This is a genomic window from Pseudomonas wadenswilerensis (genome assembly GCF_024749185.1).
GTDB lineage: Bacteria > Pseudomonadota > Gammaproteobacteria > Pseudomonadales > Pseudomonadaceae > Aquipseudomonas > Aquipseudomonas wadenswilerensis.
Genome location: NZ_CP087191.1, coordinates 4,697,740 through 4,717,341 on the forward strand (window position 1 = coordinate 4,697,740; position 19,602 = coordinate 4,717,341).

Annotated in this window: 18 protein-coding genes and 2 pseudogenes; 10 read left to right on the forward strand and 10 right to left on the reverse strand. The window is 61.9% G+C overall.

What is annotated here, in order from left to right; genetic code table 11:
• The first annotated feature begins 351 nt into the window (after positions 1 to 351).
• Positions 352 to 552, forward strand: a complete 201-nt coding sequence (locus LOY45_RS21495; protein ID WP_038998948.1) for a hypothetical protein — start codon at positions 352 to 354, stop codon at positions 550 to 552.
• On the opposite strand, the gene LOY45_RS21500 is transcribed toward LOY45_RS21495, so the two are convergent.
• The gene (locus tag LOY45_RS21500; RefSeq protein WP_134061452.1) at positions 549 to 728 is read right to left on the reverse strand and encodes a hypothetical protein; all 180 of its coding nucleotides are present in this window, start codon (positions 726 to 728) and stop codon (positions 549 to 551) included. The two genes, LOY45_RS21495 and LOY45_RS21500, sit on opposite strands and share 4 nt — an antisense overlap.
• 166 nt (positions 729 to 894) lie before the next feature.
• Here LOY45_RS21500 and LOY45_RS21505 point away from each other — a divergent pair, with 166 nt between their 5' ends.
• Positions 895 to 2,367 (forward strand): inorganic phosphate transporter, encoded by a 1,473-nt coding sequence (locus LOY45_RS21505; protein WP_115085492.1) that lies wholly within the window; start codon positions 895 to 897, stop codon positions 2,365 to 2,367.
• A 55-nt stretch (positions 2,368 to 2,422) separates the two neighbouring features.
• On the opposite strand, the gene LOY45_RS21510 is transcribed toward LOY45_RS21505, so the two are convergent.
• The gene (locus tag LOY45_RS21510) at positions 2,423 to 3,901 is read right to left on the reverse strand and encodes a helicase HerA-like domain-containing protein (protein ID WP_115085491.1); all 1,479 of its coding nucleotides are present in this window, start codon (positions 3,899 to 3,901) and stop codon (positions 2,423 to 2,425) included.
• A gap of 314 nt (positions 3,902 to 4,215) precedes the next feature.
• Here LOY45_RS21510 and LOY45_RS27080 point away from each other — a divergent pair.
• The 5 genes and pseudogenes from LOY45_RS27080 to LOY45_RS21530 all read left to right on the forward strand — a co-directional run.
• Positions 4,216 to 5,094 (forward strand): annotated as a pseudogene (locus LOY45_RS27080) (HAMP domain-containing protein); the annotation flags it as partial.
• Between the two features lie 261 nt (positions 5,095 to 5,355).
• A pseudogene (locus LOY45_RS27085) lies at positions 5,356 to 5,952 on the forward strand (methyl-accepting chemotaxis protein); the annotation flags it as partial.
• Positions 5,953 to 6,154: 202 nt separating this feature from the next.
• Entirely contained in the window at positions 6,155 to 7,276 is a 1,122-nt protein-coding gene (locus LOY45_RS21520) for an N-acetylglucosaminyl phosphatidylglycerol synthase (protein ID WP_115085489.1), read from the forward strand.
• Positions 7,269 to 8,030, forward strand: a complete 762-nt coding sequence (locus LOY45_RS21525) for an N-acetylglucosaminyl phosphatidylglycerol deacetylase (RefSeq protein ID WP_115085488.1) — start codon at positions 7,269 to 7,271, stop codon at positions 8,028 to 8,030. Before LOY45_RS21520 ends, LOY45_RS21525 begins: the two co-directional genes overlap by 8 nt.
• Positions 8,027 to 9,031 carry a glucosaminyl phosphatidylglycerol flippase gene (locus tag LOY45_RS21530; protein ID WP_258578332.1) on the forward strand — a complete coding sequence of 335 codons (1,005 nt, stop codon included), beginning with the start codon at positions 8,027 to 8,029 and terminating at the stop codon, positions 9,029 to 9,031. Before LOY45_RS21525 ends, LOY45_RS21530 begins: the two co-directional genes overlap by 4 nt.
• On the opposite strand, the gene LOY45_RS21535 is transcribed toward LOY45_RS21530, so the two are convergent.
• Positions 9,006 to 9,179, reverse strand: coding sequence for a hypothetical protein (locus tag LOY45_RS21535; RefSeq protein ID WP_166675645.1), 174 nt, complete (start codon positions 9,177 to 9,179; stop codon positions 9,006 to 9,008). The genes LOY45_RS21530 and LOY45_RS21535 overlap by 26 nt on opposite strands.
• Before the next feature lie 23 nt (positions 9,180 to 9,202).
• Positions 9,203 to 10,054: a formyltetrahydrofolate deformylase gene (gene purU, locus LOY45_RS21540; protein WP_115085486.1), complete on the reverse strand. Its 852-nt coding sequence runs from the start codon at positions 10,052 to 10,054 to the stop codon at positions 9,203 to 9,205.
• A gap of 312 nt (positions 10,055 to 10,366) precedes the next feature.
• Between purU and mvaT the strand changes: the two genes are divergently transcribed.
• Positions 10,367 to 10,744, forward strand: coding sequence for a histone-like nucleoid-structuring protein MvaT (mvaT, locus tag LOY45_RS21545; protein ID WP_045197447.1), 378 nt, complete (start codon positions 10,367 to 10,369; stop codon positions 10,742 to 10,744).
• A gap of 77 nt (positions 10,745 to 10,821) precedes the next feature.
• Here mvaT and sbcB read toward each other — a convergent pair whose 3' ends face one another.
• The 3 genes from sbcB to LOY45_RS21560 all read right to left on the reverse strand — a co-directional run bounded on the left by sbcB (position 10,822) and on the right by LOY45_RS21560 (position 13,186).
• Positions 10,822 to 12,252 carry an exodeoxyribonuclease I gene (gene sbcB, locus LOY45_RS21550; protein ID WP_115085485.1) on the reverse strand — a complete coding sequence of 477 codons (1,431 nt, stop codon included), beginning with the start codon at positions 12,250 to 12,252 and terminating at the stop codon, positions 10,822 to 10,824.
• 61 nt (positions 12,253 to 12,313) lie between these two features.
• On the reverse strand, positions 12,314 to 12,673 hold the full coding sequence (locus LOY45_RS21555) for a PilZ domain-containing protein (RefSeq protein WP_115085484.1): 360 nt from the start codon (positions 12,671 to 12,673) through the stop codon (positions 12,314 to 12,316).
• A gap of 126 nt (positions 12,674 to 12,799) precedes the next feature.
• Positions 12,800 to 13,186, reverse strand: a complete 387-nt coding sequence (locus LOY45_RS21560; protein WP_115085483.1) for a tetratricopeptide repeat protein — start codon at positions 13,184 to 13,186, stop codon at positions 12,800 to 12,802.
• Positions 13,187 to 13,415: 229 nt separating this feature from the next.
• On the opposite strand from LOY45_RS21560, the gene pyk reads away from it, so the two are divergent.
• Complete coding sequence (pyk, locus tag LOY45_RS21565) at positions 13,416 to 14,867, forward strand: pyruvate kinase (RefSeq protein ID WP_115085482.1); 1,452 nt, start codon at positions 13,416 to 13,418, stop codon at positions 14,865 to 14,867.
• Positions 14,868 to 14,929: 62 nt separating this feature from the next.
• On the opposite strand, the gene LOY45_RS21570 is transcribed toward pyk, so the two are convergent.
• Entirely contained in the window at positions 14,930 to 15,868 is a 939-nt protein-coding gene (locus LOY45_RS21570) for an iron-sulfur-binding ferredoxin reductase (RefSeq protein ID WP_233673899.1), read from the reverse strand.
• Positions 15,861 to 16,973, reverse strand: coding sequence for a GGDEF domain-containing protein (locus LOY45_RS21575; RefSeq protein ID WP_258578337.1), 1,113 nt, complete (start codon positions 16,971 to 16,973; stop codon positions 15,861 to 15,863). The genes LOY45_RS21570 and LOY45_RS21575 overlap by 8 nt, the downstream gene beginning before the upstream one ends.
• 315 nt (positions 16,974 to 17,288) lie before the next feature.
• On the opposite strand from LOY45_RS21575, the gene LOY45_RS21580 reads away from it, so the two are divergent.
• On the forward strand, positions 17,289 to 18,812 hold the full coding sequence (locus tag LOY45_RS21580) for a fumarate hydratase (RefSeq protein WP_045197431.1): 1,524 nt from the start codon (positions 17,289 to 17,291) through the stop codon (positions 18,810 to 18,812).
• A gap of 187 nt (positions 18,813 to 18,999) precedes the next feature.
• Here LOY45_RS21580 and LOY45_RS21585 read toward each other — a convergent pair whose 3' ends face one another.
• Positions 19,000 to 19,581, reverse strand: coding sequence for a DJ-1/PfpI family protein (locus LOY45_RS21585; protein WP_134061448.1), 582 nt, complete (start codon positions 19,579 to 19,581; stop codon positions 19,000 to 19,002).
• Positions 19,582 to 19,602: the final 21 nt, after the last annotated feature.

Below are 19,602 nucleotides of genomic sequence, written 5' to 3' on the forward strand. Positions count from 1 at the left end.
CTCGGCCGTCTGACGACTTTCATAACTTGGTAACAAAACTGGCGCTTGTTTGGTCCTATCTACAATAGAGAGTGCTACTGTCAGACTATCTGCTTGCTATAATAAAACTTCGTAACCCTGCCCCAAGTAGGGTTGCTGCGGATCCAACCGCCTCTGCCCAGGCAGACAGAAGCGGACCGCTGCAAGTGCCATTAACGTGAATAGCCCGTTGTTCACATTCGCTTGCACAACCAGAACCTACTGTTGCTGCGACAGTTATGCCGCTCTGGCAGCGTAGCCGTGTGCATATTGCGCCCCGCGCTGTTTGCCCGCGTAAACGCCAGGGTTTATATCCACACTACAGGTAGTACTGTGACCAAAGATGAACTGCGCGCAGAACTAGAGCGCCAGGAGCAACGTTACAAGGAAGTCTATGGTGGTGAAGTCACCACTTACGCCGCGCAACCCGATCCGGAGCGCAAGCCATGGCGCAAGCGAGCAAGCGTGCTTGACCAGGCCTTCGCCCAGGAACTGGAAAAAATCGAGAAAGAACTCAAGGACCAGGCGCCCTAGCCCGCTGCTGCAGGCAGCGCAAGCAGGCCATTGAACGGCGTACCGGGGGCGCTTTTGCCGGCCCGCAATGCTGCGGATTTTTGCGCGGTCCACAGCATGCCGTAACGGAATTTCACAAATTTCATACGGTCGTTTGATTTTTTCCTGACAACCAGACCTGAGTGCAAACCTTTCATTTTTCTCGATTTTTTAGCATTTTAGCCGACGTTAAGCGAAGCATCGCCGCCTCAACGGGTTGGGCGCCGGGCTAGAAAAGTCGTCGAGCGGTCAGCAGCAGGGGCATCGATTACCGGGGATTTCTGGCATAATCGCGCCCCCTTATGACCGGGTCAGAATTCCTTCATGATCGATTTATTCAGCGGACTTGATGCCTGGGTACTGGTGAGCTTGCTGCTCGCTCTGACCTTCGTACTCGCCTTCGAGTTCATCAATGGCTTTCATGACACCGCTAACGCGGTAGCTACAGTCATCTATACCAAAGCCATGCCGCCGCACCTGGCCGTGTTCTTCTCCGGCGTGTTCAACTTCCTCGGGGTTCTGCTCGGCGGTGTCGGCGTGGCGTATGCCATCGTTCACCTGCTGCCGGTCGAACTGCTGATCAATGTGAACACCGGCCACGGCCTGGCGATGGTCTTCTCTCTATTGGCTGCCGCCATCACCTGGAACCTGGGCACCTGGTACTTCGGGATCCCGGCGTCCAGTTCGCATACGCTGATCGGCTCGATCCTGGGCGTGGGCCTGGCCAACGCCCTGATCAGCGACATTCCGCTGGGTGACGGGGTCAACTGGCAGAAGGCAATCGATATCGGCATGTCGCTGGTACTGTCGCCGATGGCCGGTTTCGCTGTCGCCGCGCTGGTGCTACTGGGCCTGAAATGGTGGCGGCCGCTGTCGAAGATGCACAAGACGCCGGAACAGCGCCGCAAGCTCGACGACAAGAAGCACCCGCCATTCTGGAACCGCCTGGTCCTGGTGATTTCAGCCATGGGCGTAAGCTTCGTGCACGGCTCCAACGACGGTCAGAAAGGTATCGGCCTGATCATGCTGGTGCTGATCGGTATCGTTCCGTCCGCGTTCGTTCTCGACCTGAACAGCACGACCTACCAGATCGAGCGGACCCGCGACGCCACCCTGCACCTGAACCAGTTCTATCAGCGCAACGAAGCGACCCTGGGCGAATTCCTGGCCCTGGGCAAAGCCAAAGAAGGCGACCTGCCAGAACAGTTCAGCTGCAACCCGCAGCAGACCGAGCCGACCATCAATGCCTTGCTCGATTCGCTCAAAGGCGTGGCCGACTACCGGTCGCTGACGCCGGAAAAACGCATTGAAGTACGTCGTTACCTGCTCTGCCTGGACGACACCGCCAAGAAGGTCGGCAAGCTGCCAGGCCTGCAGGCACGCGAGAAGGCGGACCTGGACAAACTGCGCAAGGACCTCACTGCCACCACCGAGTACGCCCCGTTCTGGGTGATTCTCGCGGTCGCCCTGGCCCTGGGCCTGGGTACCATGGTCGGCTGGAAACGCGTAGTGCTGACCATCGGCGAGAAGATCGGCAAGCAGGGCATGACCTACGCCCAGGGCATGTCGGCACAGATCACCGCAGCCTGCGCCATCGGCATGGCCAACATCTTCAGCCTGCCGGTATCGACCACCCACGTACTGTCCTCGGGTGTGGCCGGTACCATGGTGGCGAACAAGAGCGGCCTGCAAGGTGGCACCGTCAGGACCATCCTGCTGGCCTGGGTACTGACCCTTCCGGCCACTGTGGGCCTGTCGGCAGGCTTGTTCTGGCTGGCGACCAAAGCCATCGGCTAAAGCACCCCGCAGTAAAAAGGCGCCCCGAGGGGCGCCTTTTTTATGCCTGATACAATCAGCGGCGCTTGCTGCCACCGAGCAACGAGCCCATCAGGCCACGCACCAGCTGGCGACCGAACTGGTTCGCCGCCTGGCGTACCGCCGACTTGATCGCCTGCCCCGCCGCGCTCTGGAGGAACTCGCCGGCCTTGTCGGCAAAGCTCTCTTCAGCCGCTGCCGGTGCTTGTTCAGGCGCAACCGCGCCGCCTTTGCGGGCATTGAGCAGCTCATAGGCCGATTCACGGTCTACCGGCTTGTCATAACGCCCGACCAATGGCGAAGCGGCAATCAGCGCCGCCCGTTCAGCAGCGCTCAGCGGCCCGATACGCGACTGCGGCGGCGCAATCAGCACACGCTGGACCATGCCCGGCGTGCCTTTTTCCTGCAGGGTACCGACCAGTGCCTCACCGATACCCAGCTCGGTCAATACGCTCAGGGTGTCGAATTCCGGGTTGGGACGGAAGCCATCGGCCACGGCCTTGAGGGATTTCTGCTCCTTGGCGGTAAAGGCCCGCAGGCCATGCTGGACGCGCAAGCCCAACTGCGCCAGGACATCATCCGGCAGGTCGCTCGGCGACTGAGTGACGAAATACACCCCTACGCCTTTGGATCGGATTAGCCGCACCACCTGTTCCAGGCGGTCCTGCAGGGCCTTGGGGGTGCCGTTGAACAGCAGATGAGCTTCATCGAAGAACAGCGCCAGTAACGGCTTGTCGGCATCGCCGCGCTCGGGCAATTGCTCGAACAGCTCGGCCAGCAGCCAGAGCAGGAAGGTCGCATAGACCTTCGGCGCTTCATGCACCAGGCGGCTGGCATCGAGCAGGTGAATGCGTCCGCGGCCATCGGCATCCGGTTGCAGGATGTCTTCCAGCTGCAAGGCCGGCTCGCCGAACAGCGCTTCGGCGCCCTGCTGCTCCAGGGTTGCCAGTCGCCGCAACAGGGCCTGGCTGGAGCCTGTGGTCATCAGCGCACTGTCTTCACCGAGCAGTTGCGGGTTGTCCTTCAAGTGCGCCAGCAGGGCCTTGAGGTCCTTGATATCCAGCAGCAACAGGCCTTCGCGGTCGGCGACCTTGAACGCGGCATACAGTGCGGCCTGCTGGCTGTCGGTCAGCTCCAGCAGATTACCCAGCAGTAGCGGGCCCATTTCACTGAGGGTGGTGCGCAACGGATGACCGGACTGACCGTGGATATCCCACAAGCTTACTGGATAAGCCTGAGGCCGATGCCCCAGCCAGGGCATGCCGGCAATGCGTTCGGCCACCTTGCCCTGGGGGTTGCCCACTGCGCCCAGCCCGCACAGGTCGCCTTTGACGTCGGCGGCAAATACCGCCACGCCCGCGTCACTGAAGGCTTCGGCCATATGTTGCAGGGTCACGGTCTTGCCGGTACCGGTCGCCCCGGCCACCAGGCCGTGACGATTGGCCAGGCGCATGGCCTGGGCCACCGGCTGTCCGGCAAGGTCGGCGCCGAGCACGAATTGCGAAGAGTCAGGCATGTTTTTTCACCCTCTGTTTAAAGCTTTGGCTTGAAACGGCCGATATTAAATAGCGATAGACCACCAGGAAGACAGGAATAGCCCGACAAGGAATTGGGACCTGCACCGCTTTTCACGCTGTTCTTTGTGCGAACGACCCGGATAACAAGACCTTAGCGGACCGACACGTTATGAACAAAAGCCTCCGATTCAGCCACAAGATCCTATTGGCCGCCTCGCTGATCGTCATGATCGCCTTTACCCTGTTTACTTTGTACAACGATTTCTTGCAGCGTAATGCCATTCGCGAGGATCTGGAAAACTATCTTGAGGAAATGGGCGAAACCACTTCGACCAATATCAAGAACCTGTTTGACGGTCGTATTCTGCTGGTACAAAACGTTGCACAAAACATTGCCGCGTTTCCCGAGGCCGACAAAATCGGCACCCTGCTCGGCCAACAGGCCCTGGTCTCAAGTTTCCTGACGATTTACCTGGGTGACGTCAACGGTGGTTTTACCATCCGCCCACAAACCAAGATGCCGGACGGCTACGACCCGCGCGTACGCCCCTGGTACAAGGACGGCATGGCGGCCAACGGACCGATCCTGACCGAACCCTATATTGATGTCAGCACCGGCAAGATGGTGATCTCGGTAGTCGCGACCGCTGCGCGCAATGTCGGCGTGGTCGGTGGCGACCTGGCCCTCGATGGCCTGACCGAGATCATCAACTCGCTGAACTTCGGCGGCATGGGCTACGCCTTCCTGATCAACGATCAAGGCAAGATCCTCGTGCACCCGGACAAGAACCTGGTGATGAAGTCGCTGTCGGACCTGTTCCCGCAGAACACCCCGCGCATCAGCAAGGAACCGAGTGAAGTCCAGCTCGACGGCAAGACCCGGATCCTCAGCTTCGCCCCGGTCAAGGGCCTGCCTTCGGCCAACTGGTACATCGGCCTGTCGGTAGACAAGGACGAGGCCTACTCGATGCTGAGCAAATTCCGCACCTCCGCGGTGATTGCCACCCTGGTCGCCGTGGTCATCATCATCGCCCTGCTCGGCCTGTTGATCCGCGTGCTGATGCAACCGCTGCACACCATGACCCGGGCCATGGAAGACATCGCCGAAGGTGAAGGCGACCTGACCAAACGCCTGGCCATTCATAACCACGATGAGTTCGGCATCCTCGGTAGCGCCTTCAACCGCTTCGTCGAGCGCGTCCATGGCTCGATCCGCGAAGTGTCCTCGGCCACCGAGCAGGTCAACGAAGTGGCCCTGCGGGTGGTCAGCGCCTCGAACTCGTCGATGGTCAACTCCGACGAGCAGTCCAACCGCACCAACAGCGTGGCCGCGGCGATCAACCAGTTGGGTGCTGCCGCCCAGGAAATTGCCCACAACGCCGCGCAAGCCTCGCAACAGGCAAGCTCGGCACGGCATCTGGCCGAAGAAGGTCAGCAGGTGGTCGATCGCAGCATCCAGGCGATGAACCGTCTGTCGGACCTGATCTGCACCTCCAGCGCACACATCGAGACGCTCAACAGCAAGACCGTGAACATCGGCCAGATCCTCGAAGTGATCACCAGCATCTCGCAGCAGACCAACCTGCTGGCGCTCAACGCCGCCATCGAGGCAGCACGGGCCGGTGAAGCCGGTCGCGGGTTTGCCGTGGTCGCCGATGAAGTGCGCAACCTGGCGCACCGCACCCAGGAGTCGGCGCAACAGGTGCAGAACATGATCGAAGAGCTGCAGGTCGGCGCCCGCGAGTCGGTCGACACCATGGGCCAGAGCCAGCGCCACAGCCAGGACAGCGTCGAGATCGCCAACCAGGCCGGCGAGCGCCTGGGCAGCGTGACCCTGCGCATCGGCGAGATCGACGGCATGAACCAATCGGTGGCCACCGCCACCGAGGAACAGACCGCCGTGGTCGATTCGATCAACATGGACATCAACGAAATCAACATGCTCAACCAGGAAGGCGTCGAGAACCTGCAGTCGACCCTGCGCGCCTGCGCCGACCTGGAGCAGCAGGCCAGCCGCCTGAAACAACTGGTGGGCAGCTTCCGTATCTGAACTTGAGCTGCAAGCGGCAAGCTTGAAGCTGCAAGAAGAAACAGAGCCGAGTGCGCTTGTCTTTTTCTTGCAGCTTGTAGCTTGCAGCCAGCCGCTGCCGAACCCCATCGAACAAACTATCCTTCATAGAGGTCAACCTTAGGGCGCGTCTCCAGCGGCGAAAAGCTGCCTGGCGACACACTCTGGAGACGATCTCGGAGGGATGCTGATCGTGCACATCGCTGACATCACCATGTTCTACGCTCCTGCCAGTGGCGGCGTGCGTACCTATCTTGATGCCAAACACCGCCGCCTGGGCCTTACTCCCGGTGTCCGTCACAGCCTGTTGATCCCCGGCGCCAGCGCCAGCCACGACAACGGTATCTACAAGGTACCGGCACCGGCCCTGCCGTTCGGCAACGGCTACCGCTTTCCTCTGCGCCTGGCGCCCTGGCGCAATGTCCTGCAGGATCTTCAGCCCGATCTGATCGAAGTCGGCGACCCTTACCTGACCGCCTGGGCAGCCCTGGATGCCCGCCGCCAGCTCGACGTACCCGTGATCGGCTTCTACCATTCCGACCTCCCGCTGCTGGTGAGCAACCGCATGGGCAATTGGTTTACGCCCAATGTCGAAGCCTACGTCAGCAAGCTCTACGGCAACTTCGACCGGGTCCTGGCGCCGAGCCAGGTGATGGCCGACAAGCTGCGCGGCCTGGGCATCGATAATGTTCACGTGCAGCGCCTGGGCGTCGACCTGACGACCTTCAACCCGCAGCACCGCGACCTGTCTCTGCGCCGTGAACTGGGTATAACCGATACCACCCGCCTGCTGGTGTTCGCCGGGCGCGGCTCGCGGGAGAAGAACCTGCCGGTGCTGCTCGACTGCATGAAACGCCTGGGCAAGCACTACCATCTGCTGCTGGTCGGCTCGCACATGCCGGCCAATGTGCCAGCCAATGTCAGTGTCATCGATCACTTCTGCCCGGCCAGCGAAGTCGCCCGCCTGCTGGCCAGTGCCGATGCCCTGCTGCACGCTGGCGACCAGGAAACCTTCGGCCTGGTCATTCTCGAAGCCATGGCCAGCGCCATCCCGGTCATTGCCGTGGCCGCCGGGGCCTTCACCGAAATCGTCAATGACCAGTGCGGCCGGCTGTGTACGCCCAACGATGGCTTGGCCATGGCCCGCACGGTCAGGGAGGTGTTCGAGGTCGGCGCCCGGCAAATGGGCCTGCAGGCCCGCGCCCATGTCGAGCAGCACTACGCCTGGGACACCGTGGTCAACGGGCTGCTGGAACATTACCGGGCAGTGCTGGGCCACCCGATGCTGGTGCGCGCTCATGCCTGAGCATGCTGATCGACAAAGCCTGCTGCTGGTGCTGCATGATGTTGCGCCGGAAACCTGGCCGGACTACCAGCCTTTCGTCGAAGCGGTCGATGCCCTGGGCGACATTCCCATGACCTGGCTGGTGGTGCCGGACTTTCACAAACGCAATGCCCTGGAGCATTCGCCCGGTTTTCGCCTGATGCTTGACCGGCGCCTGCAGCGTGGCGACGAAATGGCGCTGCATGGCTACTTTCATGCTGATGACAGCCCGCCGCCACGCTCGCCGCGGGACTACTTCATGCGCCGGATCTACACCTGGGAAGGCGAGTTCTACAGCCTCGACCAGGCCCAGGCACGCGAGCGTCTGGAGGCCGGCATCGCGCTGTTCCAGCGTTATGACTGGCCACTGGCGGGCTTCGTCGCCCCGGCATGGCTGATGAGCGACGGTACACGCCAGGTATTGCGCAGCTTGCCGCTGCGCTATACCAGCGACTCGCAGCACATCTATCAACTGCCAGACTTCAGCCCGATCCCCGCGCCCGGCCTGGTCTGGAGCGCCCGTAGCCGTTGGCGGCGAGGCCTGTCGAAAGTGCTCTGTGATATGCGTGAAACGCGCCTGCGCCAGGCCCCGGTCATCCGCCTGGGCCTGCACCCGGTGGACATGCGCCATGGCTTTTCCCGCCGCTACTGGCTGCAAACCGTGCAACGCCTGTTGCGCCAAGGCCGCGAACCGCTGACCAAATCCGCCTGGCTGGCCAGCAGGCACGGCCGGTGAACCGCCTGCTCTGGCTGCTCCTGGCGCTGATTGTGGCGTTGTTGGTGCCGGCGTTGCTCGGCGGCAGCGAGCTGTTGCCGCGTCTGCGTGGTTTTGCCCCGCACCTGCTGCTCGGCCTGTTCGCCATGATCGTGCTGTGCTGGATCATCAACGCCGTCCGCCTGCGCTTGCTGCTCGGCAGCCAGGGCGCGGCGTTGGGACGCTGGCGCAGCCTCGGCGTGATCATGGCCACCGAGTTCGCCATCTGCACCACCCCGGGCGGCAGCGGTGGCCCGCTGGCGCTGATGGCCTTGCTGGCCCGCGACCGCATTGGTCCTGCGCGCAGTAGCGCAGTGTTTGCCGCCGACCAGCTCAACGACCTGCTGTTCTTTTTCTGCGCCATGCTGGGGATCGCCGGCTACACGCTGTTCCACAACCTCAACCGCAGCCTGGAAAGCATGTTGCTCGGCAGCGCGGTCTTGATGTTCGCAGCCTTCGGCGCTTTGCTCGGACTGGTGCGCTACCGCCGCGCGCTGCTGTGCCTTAATGGCCGGCTGCTGCGCAGGCTCAAGATGGCCGCCCCCAGGCGTCGGCGCTGGACGCGCAAGCTGCTGCACTTCTTTCGCGCCTTCGGCGAAACCTGGCGCCTGCCCAAGCGCACCCTGGCACTGGTGTTTGCCCTGACCTGCGTGCATTGGGGGTTACGTTACAGCGTGCTGTACCTGGCGCTGCGCGGGCTGGGCGTCGACCTGCAATGGATACCGAGCTTTCTGGTACAGATGCTGTCGCTCAGCGCCGGTCAGTTCAGCCTGCTGCCGGGTGGCGCGGGCGCCGCCGAAATGACTTCGGCCGCGTTGCTTTCGCCCATGGTGGGAACGTCCACCGCGGCGGCGGCAATCCTGATCTGGCGGTTGGTGACCTATTACTTCTATCTGCTCGCCGGTGGCCCGGTGTTCCTCTGCCTGCTGGGTCGGCCATTGCTGCAGCGCTTGCGGCTCAGTCAAGCGCGGATTCGTCGCTAGCCGGCTTGACCCGCTCCCAGAGCTCGGCGGCACCGGGAAAATCGGTGCCGTCTTCGCTGTCCAGCGCATCCGGGTCGTAGCGGCTCAGGCAGCCCTCGCCGAGGGTCGGCGGGGCCTTGGAGGTGGCCTTGTCGAGGGGATCGGCCATGGGGCAACCTCCTGCACTGAGGCTTAGTTGAACACCACGGTCTTGTTGCCGTGCACCAGCACGCGGTCTTCCAGGTGGTAGCGCAGGCCACGGGCCAGGACCATCTTCTCGACATCACGGCCGAAACGCACCATGTCTTCGATGCTGTCGCTATGGCTGACGCGGACCACGTCCTGCTCGATGATCGGGCCGGCATCCAGCTCTTCGGTGACGTAGTGGCAGGTAGCACCAATCAGCTTGACCCCACGCAACGAAGCCTGGTGGTACGGCTTGGCGCCAACGAACGACGGCAGGAAGCTATGGTGGATGTTGATCACCTGCTGGGCGTACTCCTGGCACAGTTGCGGCGGCAGGATCTGCATGTAGCGCGCCAGCACCACCACGTCGGCACCGTGCTCCTTGACCAGGCGCGACACTTCGGCAAAGGCCGGCTGCTTGTTCTGCGGGTCGACCGGGACATGGAAGAACGGGATGCCGTGCCACTCGACCATGCTGCGCAGGTCATTGTGGTTGGAGATCACGCAGGGAATATCGCAATCGAGTTCCTTGGTGTGCCAGCGGTGCAGCAGGTCAGCCAGGCAGTGGGACTCACGGCTGGCCATCAGCACCACGCGCTTCTTCTGGTCGGTATCGGTGATACGCCAGACCATCGAGAACTCTTCGGCGATCGGCGCGAACGCTTCGCGGAACGCCTCGATGCCGAATGGCAGGGTTTCGGCGCGGATTTCGTGGCGCATGAAGAACCAGCCGCTCTGCTCATCGGAGTGATGGTTCGCTTCGTTGATCCAGCCGTTATAGGACGCCAGGAAATTACTGACTTTGGCGACGATGCCAACACGGTCGGGGCAGGCAATCACCAGCCGGTAGGTGCGCATGAAATGGACTCCAGAAACTTTCGCAAAGGCGCACATTCTAGCGAGTGCCCGACAAAACTGCAGTACTCATTGCGCGCGGCCTGTCGCCTGCCCAGGTAGCACCGTACGGGGTGCACCCGCCTGGTGCGGTGGGCCGGCGACTAAGTTAACTATTGGAAAAAAGTCTTAGTTTGTAAATTTTTCTTAACCTATTCTATCGAGGTGATTAACAATTCATTGAGCTAATTGCCCGCTTTAATGTTTACTTGGGGGTACCGTCTGATTATTATTGCCGCACTGTCTCTCTAAACCTTCATTTCCAAGGAACGCCTCATGTCCCTGATCAACGAATATCGCGCTACCGAAGAAGCCATCAAAGAACTGCAGGCGCGTTTGCAGAACCTGTCGCAAGACGACAAGCTGCAAACCGAGCTGGAGTTCGAAGGCAAACTGCGTGCACTGATGGGCGAATATTCGAAGTCCCTGCGTGACATCATTGCGCTGCTGGATCCAGAAGCCAAACTGAACAAAGCCCCTCGTGGCGCGGTAAAGACCACCGGCACCAAACGTGCGCGCAAGGTCAAGCAATACAAAAACCCGCACAACGGTGAAGTCATCGAAACCAAAGGCGGCAACCACAAAACCCTGAAAGAATGGAAAGCCAAATGGGGTGGTGACGTGGTTGAAGGCTGGGCAACCCTGCTGGGTTAATACGCCCGCTGGTAACCATGTGTTACTCGCTAAAAAAAACGCCAGCTTAGCTGGCGTTTTTTATTTTCAACGATTGCTTACATCCCCAATTGCAACTTCAATGCCTGCACATGGCTGCGCCACTGGCCAAGCAGCGCCTGTTGTTCGGCATCGGCTTGCGCCCAGCAGTCCTGCAAGGCCCGCTCGAAATCCCCGAGGGTATTGGGTGCGCCCATCAGCGGATCGCTCAAGCGTTGCTGGCAGAAGGTTTGCCAGCGCTGGCGTTCTTCGGCATTCAAGGTTTCGCTAAAATTACGCGCGCGGTAGCGAAACAACAGTTCCGGCAAACGTTCATCATCGAACATCCACTGGCCCTGCCCCAATTGCTGCGGATCGACACTGCGCACTTGCTCGCACAAACGACGATCGCGGTCGCCAAGAAAACCGTCATACAACTGCTGTTCCGGGTCTTCACTGGGGGCAAACTCCTCGGCGCTGTAGATCACCGGCAATTTGTCCTGCCATTGTCCTGCTGCAGCTATCAGGCTCGCGGCTCGCGCCTGATAAACAGCCATATCCAGTTCCAGACGCTGCTGATCTTCGCCGCGCAATACACTCAAGGGCGCGACCACCGGGCAGCGATTGATATGGATTAGTTTCAGCGGCACCGGCAATTGTCCGTCAGGCATTTCCTCGCGACGTGTGTATAAACGCTGACGCAGTGAATCAGCATCCTCATCTATCAAGGGTTGAGCATCCAGATGCAGGTCACAGACAATCAAGGCATTGCGATTACGCGGATGCCAGGCCAGGGGTAATACCACGCCTAAATAATTGCGTGCGGCAGAGAAGCGTCCGGAAATATGCACCAGCGGTTGTAATAATCGAATCTGGTCGAGGACTTTCTGCTTGCTGCGCAGTTGAAACAACCAGTCATAAAGCTTGGGCTGTTTCTGTCGGATCAATCGCGCAAGTGCAATGGTGGCGCGCACGTCTGACAGCGCTTCATGGGCCTGACCATGGTCGATGCCGTTGGCGGCAGTCAGCAACTCCAGGCGCAAACTGGTGCGACCGTCCTGTTGCGGCCAGACAATCCCGTCCGGGCGCAGGGCATAGGCAGTGCGGACGATGTCGATCAAATCCCAGCGGCTGTTGCCGCCCTGCCACTCGCGGGCGTACGGATCAAAGAAGTTGCGGTAGAGGCTGTACCGGGTGACCTCATCGTCGAAACGCAAGCTGTTGTAACCAGCACCACAAGTACCTGGGCGCGCCAGTTCGGCATGCACCCGGGTCATGAATTCGGCTTCGCTCAAACCCTGGCTGGCCAGCTGCTGCGGGGTGATGCCGGTGACCAGGCAGGCCTTGGGGTGGGGCAGGATGTCGTCGCTGGGCTGGCAATAGAAGTTGATCGGCGCCTCGATCTCGTTGAGGTCAAGGTCGGTGCGCACCCCGGCGACCTGCAAGGGCCGGTCGTTGCGCGGGTTGATGCCGGTGGTTTCGTAGTCGTGCCAGAAAATGCTGGAGCTCACGGGGTCGTCCTGAACAGAAGATCGACCAGAGTCTAGGGCCACAGGCCCGTCACGGCCAGCGTCAAGCCGAAGCGTTCAACGGATGGAAGCTGAAATAGTTGCGCAGGGCGCGCACCAGTTGCTCGTAGTCGCGCGGCGCCTGTAGCAGCATGAAGCCGGAGTCGTAATGCCCGGGCGTCTGGTCTTCATGGCTCCACAGGCAGCTGGCGGTAAGGTTGATCGGGTGCACGGTGCCGTCGCGACCAGGGACTTTGAGTTGCAACTCGAAATCCGGGCCGACCAGCATCGGCAACTGGCTGATCAGCATCAGGCCGTCTTCAGACACATTTCCCAGGTAGCCGATGGGCTGGTCGGTGAAGCGGTTGAAGACTTTGAGAAAATAAGGGAGCTGGTGACGCTCGATGCGGCGCTCGTCAAACATGGTCGGGATCGCTGTCGAAGACCCTTTTAGCAGGGCCGCGCTAGGGCTGCTGATTTTCATTCATCTCAGCAACAAGATTAGCGCACCCTGACCCGCGCGTCACAATCAGACCTGCTGACTTTAGTATTAACGCCAAGGCGTGGTCGTGACCGGGCGGGCAATCGCCGCTTCGCCGGTGCGGTAGTGGCCCAGTTGCTCGAGGGTCTGCAGGCGGGCACGGGCACGGAAGGCGTATTCGCTCTGCGGGTAGCGCTGAAGGATGAACTGGTAGGTCTGTGCCGCATCGACGAACAGCTTCTGCCGTTCCAGGCACTGGCCGCGCAGCAGCGACACTTCCGGCTGGATGAACGGTCGGGCACGGCTGGTGCGTTCGACCTGGGACAGCTCCAGCATCACCTTCTCGCAGTTGCCCCGGTCATAGGCGCGGTAGGCGTTGTTCAAATGATGGTCCATCGACCAGCGGGTACAGCCGACGACGCTGGTGGCCAGGGCTAAAACGATCAAGGCTCGCATGGGGGATCTCCTGTATTGAGCAGTGTATCGGCTTTGTACGGAAAATCTGTAGACGTTGCTGGCTGCAAGGGCCTCATCGCCGGGCAAGCCCGCCCCCACAGCGGCCGCGCTCGGGCCCTGCCGCCGTTCAAACGCCACCCGCGCTAACCGGCAGGTAGTGCAAAGGAACAATGACTACAGCGATTTTCCGGAGTAGCCTTTCGCTGCGCTTCACTATAGGAGTCTGTGCATGACCATCCGCCGTACCAAAATCGTCGCCACCCTTGGCCCCGCCAGCAACTCGCCGGAAGTGATCGAGCAACTGATCCTCGCCGGCCTGGATGTTGCTCGCCTGAACTTCTCCCACGGCACGCCTGACGAGCACAAGGCTCGCGCGCGCCTGATCCGCGAAATCGCCGCCCGCCTGGGCCGCCACGTGGCGCTGCTCGGTGACCTGCAAGGGCCGAAGATCCGTATCGCCAAGTTCAGCAACAAGCGTATCGAACTCAAGGTCGGTGACCGCTTCACCTTCTCCACCGCCCACCCGCTGACCGAAGGCACCCAGGAAATCGTCGGCATCGACTATCCGGACCTGGTCAAGGACTGCGGCGTCGGTGATGAACTGCTGCTCGACGACGGCCGCGTGGTCATGCGCGTAACCAGCGCCACTGCCGATGCCCTGCACTGCGAAGTACTGATCGGCGGCCCGCTGTCCGACCACAAAGGTATCAACCGTCGCGGCGGCGGCCTGACCGCCCCGGCCCTGACCGAAAAAGACAAGGCCGACATCAAGCTGGCAGCCGAAATGGACCTGGACTACCTGGCCGTTTCCTTCCCGCGCGATGCCTCCGACATGGAATACGCCCGTCGCCTGCGCGACGAAGCCGGCGGCAGCGCCTGGCTGGTGGCCAAGATCGAGCGCGCCGAAGCGGTCGCCGATGACGAGACCCTCGACGGCCTGATCGCCGCCAGTGACGCGGTCATGGTTGCCCGTGGCGACCTGGGCGTGGAAATCGGCGATGCCGAGCTGATCGCGATCCAGAAGAAGATCATCCAGCACGCCCGCCGCAACAACAAGGCGGTGATCGTTGCGACCCAGATGATGGAGTCGATGATCCAGAACCCGATGCCGACCCGTGCCGAAGTATCCGACGTGGCCAACGCCGTGCTGGATAACACCGACGCGGTGATGCTGTCGGCCGAAAGTGCCGCCGGTGCCTACCCGATCGAAGCCGTACAGGCCATGGCGCGCATCTGCCTGGGCGCGGAAAAGCATCCGACCAGCCAGAAGTCCAGCCACCGTCTGCACACCCGCTTTGAGCGCTGCGACGAAAGCATCGCCCTGGCGGCCATGTACACCGCCAACCACTTCCCCGGCGTCAAGGCGATCATCGCCCTCACCGAAAGTGGCTACACCCCGTTGATCATGTCGCGCCTGCGTTCTTCGGTGCCGATCTACGCCTTCTCGCCGCACCGCGCCACCCTGGCCCGCGCCGCGATGTTCCGTGGTGTGTACCCGGTGGCCTTCGACCCGGCAGCCCTGCCGGCCGAGAAAGTCAGCCAGGCGGCAGTCGACGAGCTGCTGCAGCGTGGCGCGGTCGAGCCAGGTGACTGGGCGATCCTGACCAAAGGCGACAGCTACCACACCATCGGTGGCACCAACGGCATGAAGATCCTGCACGTCGGTGATTCGCTGGTCTGATGCTCGGACACTGCTGAACAAAGCCCTGCAGCCTGTGCTGCGGGGCTTTTTTTTGGCCGGAATCAGGCGTGACCGATGAAAATGTCGGCGAACAGCTGGTTGCGCGGCAGGCCGGCGAGGAACATGCGCCGGGAAAACTGTTCGACATTGGCTGCAGAGCCACACGCCAGGGCCACGGTCTGGCGTGACTGCAAACGTAACGCCGCCAGGGCCTGGGGCAATTGAGCCGGGGTCAGCAGCTCGACCTGCAGCTGCGGGTGGCGGCTGGCCAGCGCCGCCAGGGCCGGCGCCAGGTAATGTTCCTGTTCGTCATGGGCCAGGTGCAGCAAGCGAATCGGGCCGTGATGCTCCTGGCGCAGCGCCTCGCGCAGAATCCCCCACAACGGCGCCAGCCCCGTACCGGCGGCCAGCAGCCACAACGGGCGTTCCTGCCAGTCCGGATCGTAATGCAGGGCCCCGCCGCGCAATTCGCCCAGGCGCAGCGTTGCACCGAGACTCAGTTGCCGCGCGGCATCGCAGAAAGCGCCGGGTTGCCGGCAATCGAGATGAAACTCCAGAAAGCCCTCCTCCCCCGGCAGGCTGGCCAGCGAGTAAGGCCGGGCGACCCCGTTCGGGCTCCACAACACCAGGTGCTGGCCGGCCTGATAGCGCAGCGATCTTTGTGGCTCAAGACGCAGGCGCAGCACGGTCGGGCTCAGCCAGTCGAGGCTGGTAACCTGGGCCGGCAAGCCATCCTGGAGCGGGTCGAACAAGGCCACCTGCAAGTCTTCCTCGACGCTGCACTGGCACGACAAGCGCCAGCCTTGCTGGCGTTTGTCCGCCGCCAGGGCATCGGGCCGGGCATCCCCCGGCTGGCCCTGCAGGCAGCGCACCAGGCAGGCGTGACAACTGCCCGCGCGGCAACTGTAGGGCACCGACAACCCGGCATCATTCAAGGCATCGAGCAGGTTGCTGCCCGGCGCCACCGTCCATTGCCGCTCACCGACCCGCAACTCAGGCATCGACGGCCTCCCAGGCGGCCAGGCAGCGATTGCGTCCGCTGCGCTTGGCCCGATACAGGGCCTGGTCGGCGCGCTGCAGGGCATCATCGAGGTCATCACCTTCGCTCAGCAGAGTCATCCCTGCCGACAGGCTCAACGGTTCGACCCGCAATCCGACGGCCGGTGGCTGGGCCAGGGCAAAAGCCTTGCGCAGCCGCTCGCAACAGCTGGCCAATTGCTCTTCGCTGCAATCAGGCAGCAACAGCACGAACTCTTCACCGCCGTAACGGGCCAGTACTGCAGTGTCACCCAGGCAGTCGCTGGCGATCGTGGCAAACACCTGCAGCACCTGGTCACCGGCGGCATGACCATACACATCATTGATTCGCTTGAAATGGTCGAGGTCGATCAGCGCCAGGCCATGGCAACTGTCCGCGCGCATCCGCTCCAGTTCGCAGGTGGCCAGGCTCAGGAAGTGCCGACGGTTGAACAGGCCGGTCAGCTCGTCGGTGGCGACCAGGTCTTCAAGCTGGCGCATCATGCCGCGCAAGGTGTCCTGATGGGCTTGCAGGGCATAGCGCCGCTGGCGCATGCGCTGGCGTGCGGCCTGAACATAGCGGGCATACAGGCACAACCAGCACAGCACCACCAGCAAGGCACAGGCCTGCAACGCCAGCAACGACCCATCGAAATGTGCTGCCTGCCAAGCCTCCCAGGCAATCAGCCCAACGAAACTGCACAACACCAGCAGCGCGCAGCGCACAAACACCCGCCCGCTCAGGTGAAACAGGCCGAACATCAGGATCAAGGGGTAGAACATCAGGAAGGTGCCGCGGCCCTGGTCAAGCTGGGCCAACAGCCAGGTTTGCCAGCCGATCGCCAGCAGCACCTGGAATTCGGTCAGGCTCGGGTCGCTAAAACGCAGGTTGTGGCCGCTGGCAAATACCCAGCCGAGCAGCAACTGGCACACCAGCAACAGGCCACTACCCAGCAGCAAAGCATTCAGGGAGGCTTGCAGATGACCGCTCAAAAGCGCCACCCAGACCAGCGCCAACACCAGCAGATAAGTGCCAGCCGCCATGAGAAAGCGTTTGAGGAGAAGTTTCTGCAGCGCTGTTTCGGTCACAGGTGACTCACCGTGCTCTGGCCAGGGCAGAGGAATGGGGCATGGCCAACCGCCACTTTAGGGTGTGTGAAGAATAATTGCCATGTTTGCACAAATCGCTCGGGCAAACGCTCAGGCAAGAACAGTGCCCGGCCACTGCCGACCTTGGTGGGGACCTTTGGTACGTGTACCAGCGGCGGATGCGCGCTATACTGCCGCGCCTTTTTTGCGCCGACAGCCTTGCGTTGGCGCCTGTTGAAGGTCGTTTCGACACCTCGGCCAGTCCGCGTCGGAATACCTTAATGAATGTTCCCGTCTTTAAGAGGAGCGCGCTGCATGACCGTGATCAAGCAAGACGACCTGATTCAGAGCGTTGCCGACGCCCTGCAGTTCATTTCGTACTACCACCCCGTTGATTTCATCCAGGCCATGCATGAGGCCTATCTGCGTGAAGAGTCGCCTGCTGCGCGCGATTCCATCGCCCAGATCCTGATCAACTCGCGCATGTGCGCCACCGGCCACCGGCCGATCTGCCAGGACACCGGTATCGTCACCGTGTTCGTGCGCGTCGGCATGGACGTTCGCTGGGACGGCGCGACCATGAGCCTGGACGACATGATCAACGAAGGCGTGCGCCGCGCCTACAACCTGCCGGAAAACGTCCTGCGTGCCTCCATCCTGGCCGATCCGGCAGGTGCGCGTAAAAACACCAAGGACAACACCCCGGCGGTCATCCACTACTCCATCGTCCCGGGCAACACCGTGGAAGTGGACGTGGCGGCCAAGGGCGGCGGCTCCGAGAACAAGTCGAAGATGGCCATGCTCAACCCGTCCGACTCGATCGTCGACTGGGTGCTCAAGACCGTTCCGACCATGGGTGCTGGCTGGTGCCCACCGGGCATGCTCGGCATCGGCATCGGCGGCACCGCCGAGAAAGCCGCGGTGATGGCCAAGGAAGTGTTGATGGAATCCATCGACATCCACGAGCTCAAGGCCCGTGGCCCGCAGAACCGCATCGAAGAGATCCGCCTGGAGCTGTTCGACAAGGTCAACCAGCTGGGCATCGGCGCCCAGGGCCTGGGCGGCCTGACCACCGTGCTCGACGTCAAGATCATGGACTACCCGACCCACGCCGCCTCGTTGCCGGTGTGCATGATCCCTAACTGCGCCGCCACCCGTCACGCCCACTTCGTGCTCGACGGTTCCGGCCCGGCTGACCTCGAAGCGCCATCGCTGGACGCCTACCCGGAAATCGTCTGGGAAGCCGGCCCGTCGGCCCGCCGTGTCAACCTCGACACCCTGACCCCGGAAGACGTGCAGAGCTGGAAGCCGGGCGAGACCATCCTGCTCAATGGCAAGATGCTCACCGGTCGCGACGCTGCGCACAAGCGCATGGTCGAGATGCTCAACAAGGGCGAAGAACTGCCGGTCGACCTCAAGGGTCGCTTCATCTACTACGTCGGCCCGGTTGATCCGGTTGGTGACGAAGTGGTTGGCCCGGCCGGCCCGACCACCGCGACGCGGATGGACAAGTTCACCCGTCAGATCCTCGAGCAAACCGGCCTGTTGGGCATGATCGGCAAATCCGAGCGCGGCCCGACCGCCATCGAAGCGATCAAGGACAACAAGGCCGTGTACCTGATGGCCGTCGGCGGCGCTGCCTACCTGGTAGCCCAGGCGATCAAGAAGTCCAAGGTCCTGGCATTTGCCGAACTGGGCATGGAAGCGATCTACGAGTTCGAGGTCAAGGACATGCCGGTCACCGTCGCGGTCGACAGCAACGGCGAATCGGTACACATCACCGGCCCAGCGATCTGGCAGCACAAGATCGCTGAAAGCCTGGCGGTGGAAGTGAAGTAAGCCGTAAAGGTTTGCTGATAGAAAAAAGCGGCAGGGGGATTATTCCCCTGCCGCTTTTTTTTTGCCTGTACCGGCCTCATCGCTGGCAAGCCAGCTCCCACAATGGCTCTTCATGCACCTGACCTGTGGGAGCCGGCCTTGCCGACGATCGAGCGCGAAGCGCTCGTATTTCGGCCAGCACCTTGGTTCACAGGGTAATGCGCGTACCCAGCAGTTGCAGGAAACCCGCCAGCCACGCCGGGTGCGCCGGCCAGGCAGGTGCCGAGGCCAGATTGCCCTGCACATGGGCCTGATCGACGGCGATCTCGACATACTGCCCTCCGGCCAGACGCACTTCCGGGGCACAGGCCGGGTAAGCGCTGCACTCGCGCCCTTCGAGCACGCCAGCCGCCGCCAGCAGCTGTGCGCCATGGCACACCGCGGCAATGGGTTTGCCGGCCTGATCGATCGCCTTGACCAGCGCCAGCACCTGTTCGTTCAAGCGCAGATACTCCGGTGCCCGGCCCCCCGGAATCACCAGCGCGTCGTAGTCATCAGCCTTGACCTGGGCAAAATCAAAGTTGAGCGCAAAGTTGTGCCCGGGTTTTTCGCTGTAGGTCTGATCGCCTTCGAAATCGTGGATCGCAGTGCGCACCGTCTGCCCGGCGCTCTTGCCCGGGCACACTGCATGCACGCTATGGCCAACCATCTGCAGGGCCTGGAACGGCACCATCACTTCGTAATCTTCAACGTAGTCGCCAACCAGCATCAGAATCTTCTTCGCAGCCATGTCATCAACTCCTTCAGGTGC

Bases quoted from the DNA above. Each gene is read 5' to 3' on its own strand.
- pyk (WP_115085482.1), top strand. From the start codon at position 13,416: ATGACCATCCGCCGTACCAAAATCGTCGCCACCCTTGGCCCCGCCAGC.
- LOY45_RS21555 (WP_115085484.1), bottom strand. From the start codon at position 12,673: ATGTTTGACGAGCGCCGCATCGAGCGTCACCAGCTCCCTTATTTTCTC.
- LOY45_RS21500 (WP_134061452.1), bottom strand. From the start codon at position 728: ATGAAAGGTTTGCACTCAGGTCTGGTTGTCAGGAAAAAATCAAACGAC.
- LOY45_RS21535 (WP_166675645.1), bottom strand. From the start codon at position 9,179: ATGGCCGATCCCCTCGACAAGGCCACCTCCAAGGCCCCGCCGACCCTC.
- LOY45_RS21585 (WP_134061448.1), bottom strand. From the start codon at position 19,581: ATGGCTGCGAAGAAGATTCTGATGCTGGTTGGCGACTACGTTGAAGAT.
- LOY45_RS21525 (WP_115085488.1), top strand. From the start codon at position 7,269: ATGCCTGAGCATGCTGATCGACAAAGCCTGCTGCTGGTGCTGCATGAT.
- LOY45_RS21560 (WP_115085483.1), bottom strand. From the start codon at position 13,186: ATGCGAGCCTTGATCGTTTTAGCCCTGGCCACCAGCGTCGTCGGCTGT.
- mvaT (WP_045197447.1), top strand. From the start codon at position 10,367: ATGTCCCTGATCAACGAATATCGCGCTACCGAAGAAGCCATCAAAGAA.
- LOY45_RS21505 (WP_115085492.1), top strand. From the start codon at position 895: ATGATCGATTTATTCAGCGGACTTGATGCCTGGGTACTGGTGAGCTTG.
- LOY45_RS21580 (WP_045197431.1), top strand. From the start codon at position 17,289: ATGACCGTGATCAAGCAAGACGACCTGATTCAGAGCGTTGCCGACGCC.
- purU (WP_115085486.1), bottom strand. From the start codon at position 10,054: ATGCGCACCTACCGGCTGGTGATTGCCTGCCCCGACCGTGTTGGCATC.
- LOY45_RS21510 (WP_115085491.1), bottom strand. From the start codon at position 3,901: ATGCCTGACTCTTCGCAATTCGTGCTCGGCGCCGACCTTGCCGGACAG.
- LOY45_RS21520 (WP_115085489.1), top strand. From the start codon at position 6,155: ATGCTGATCGTGCACATCGCTGACATCACCATGTTCTACGCTCCTGCC.
- LOY45_RS21570 (WP_233673899.1), bottom strand. From the start codon at position 15,868: ATGCCTGAGTTGCGGGTCGGTGAGCGGCAATGGACGGTGGCGCCGGGC.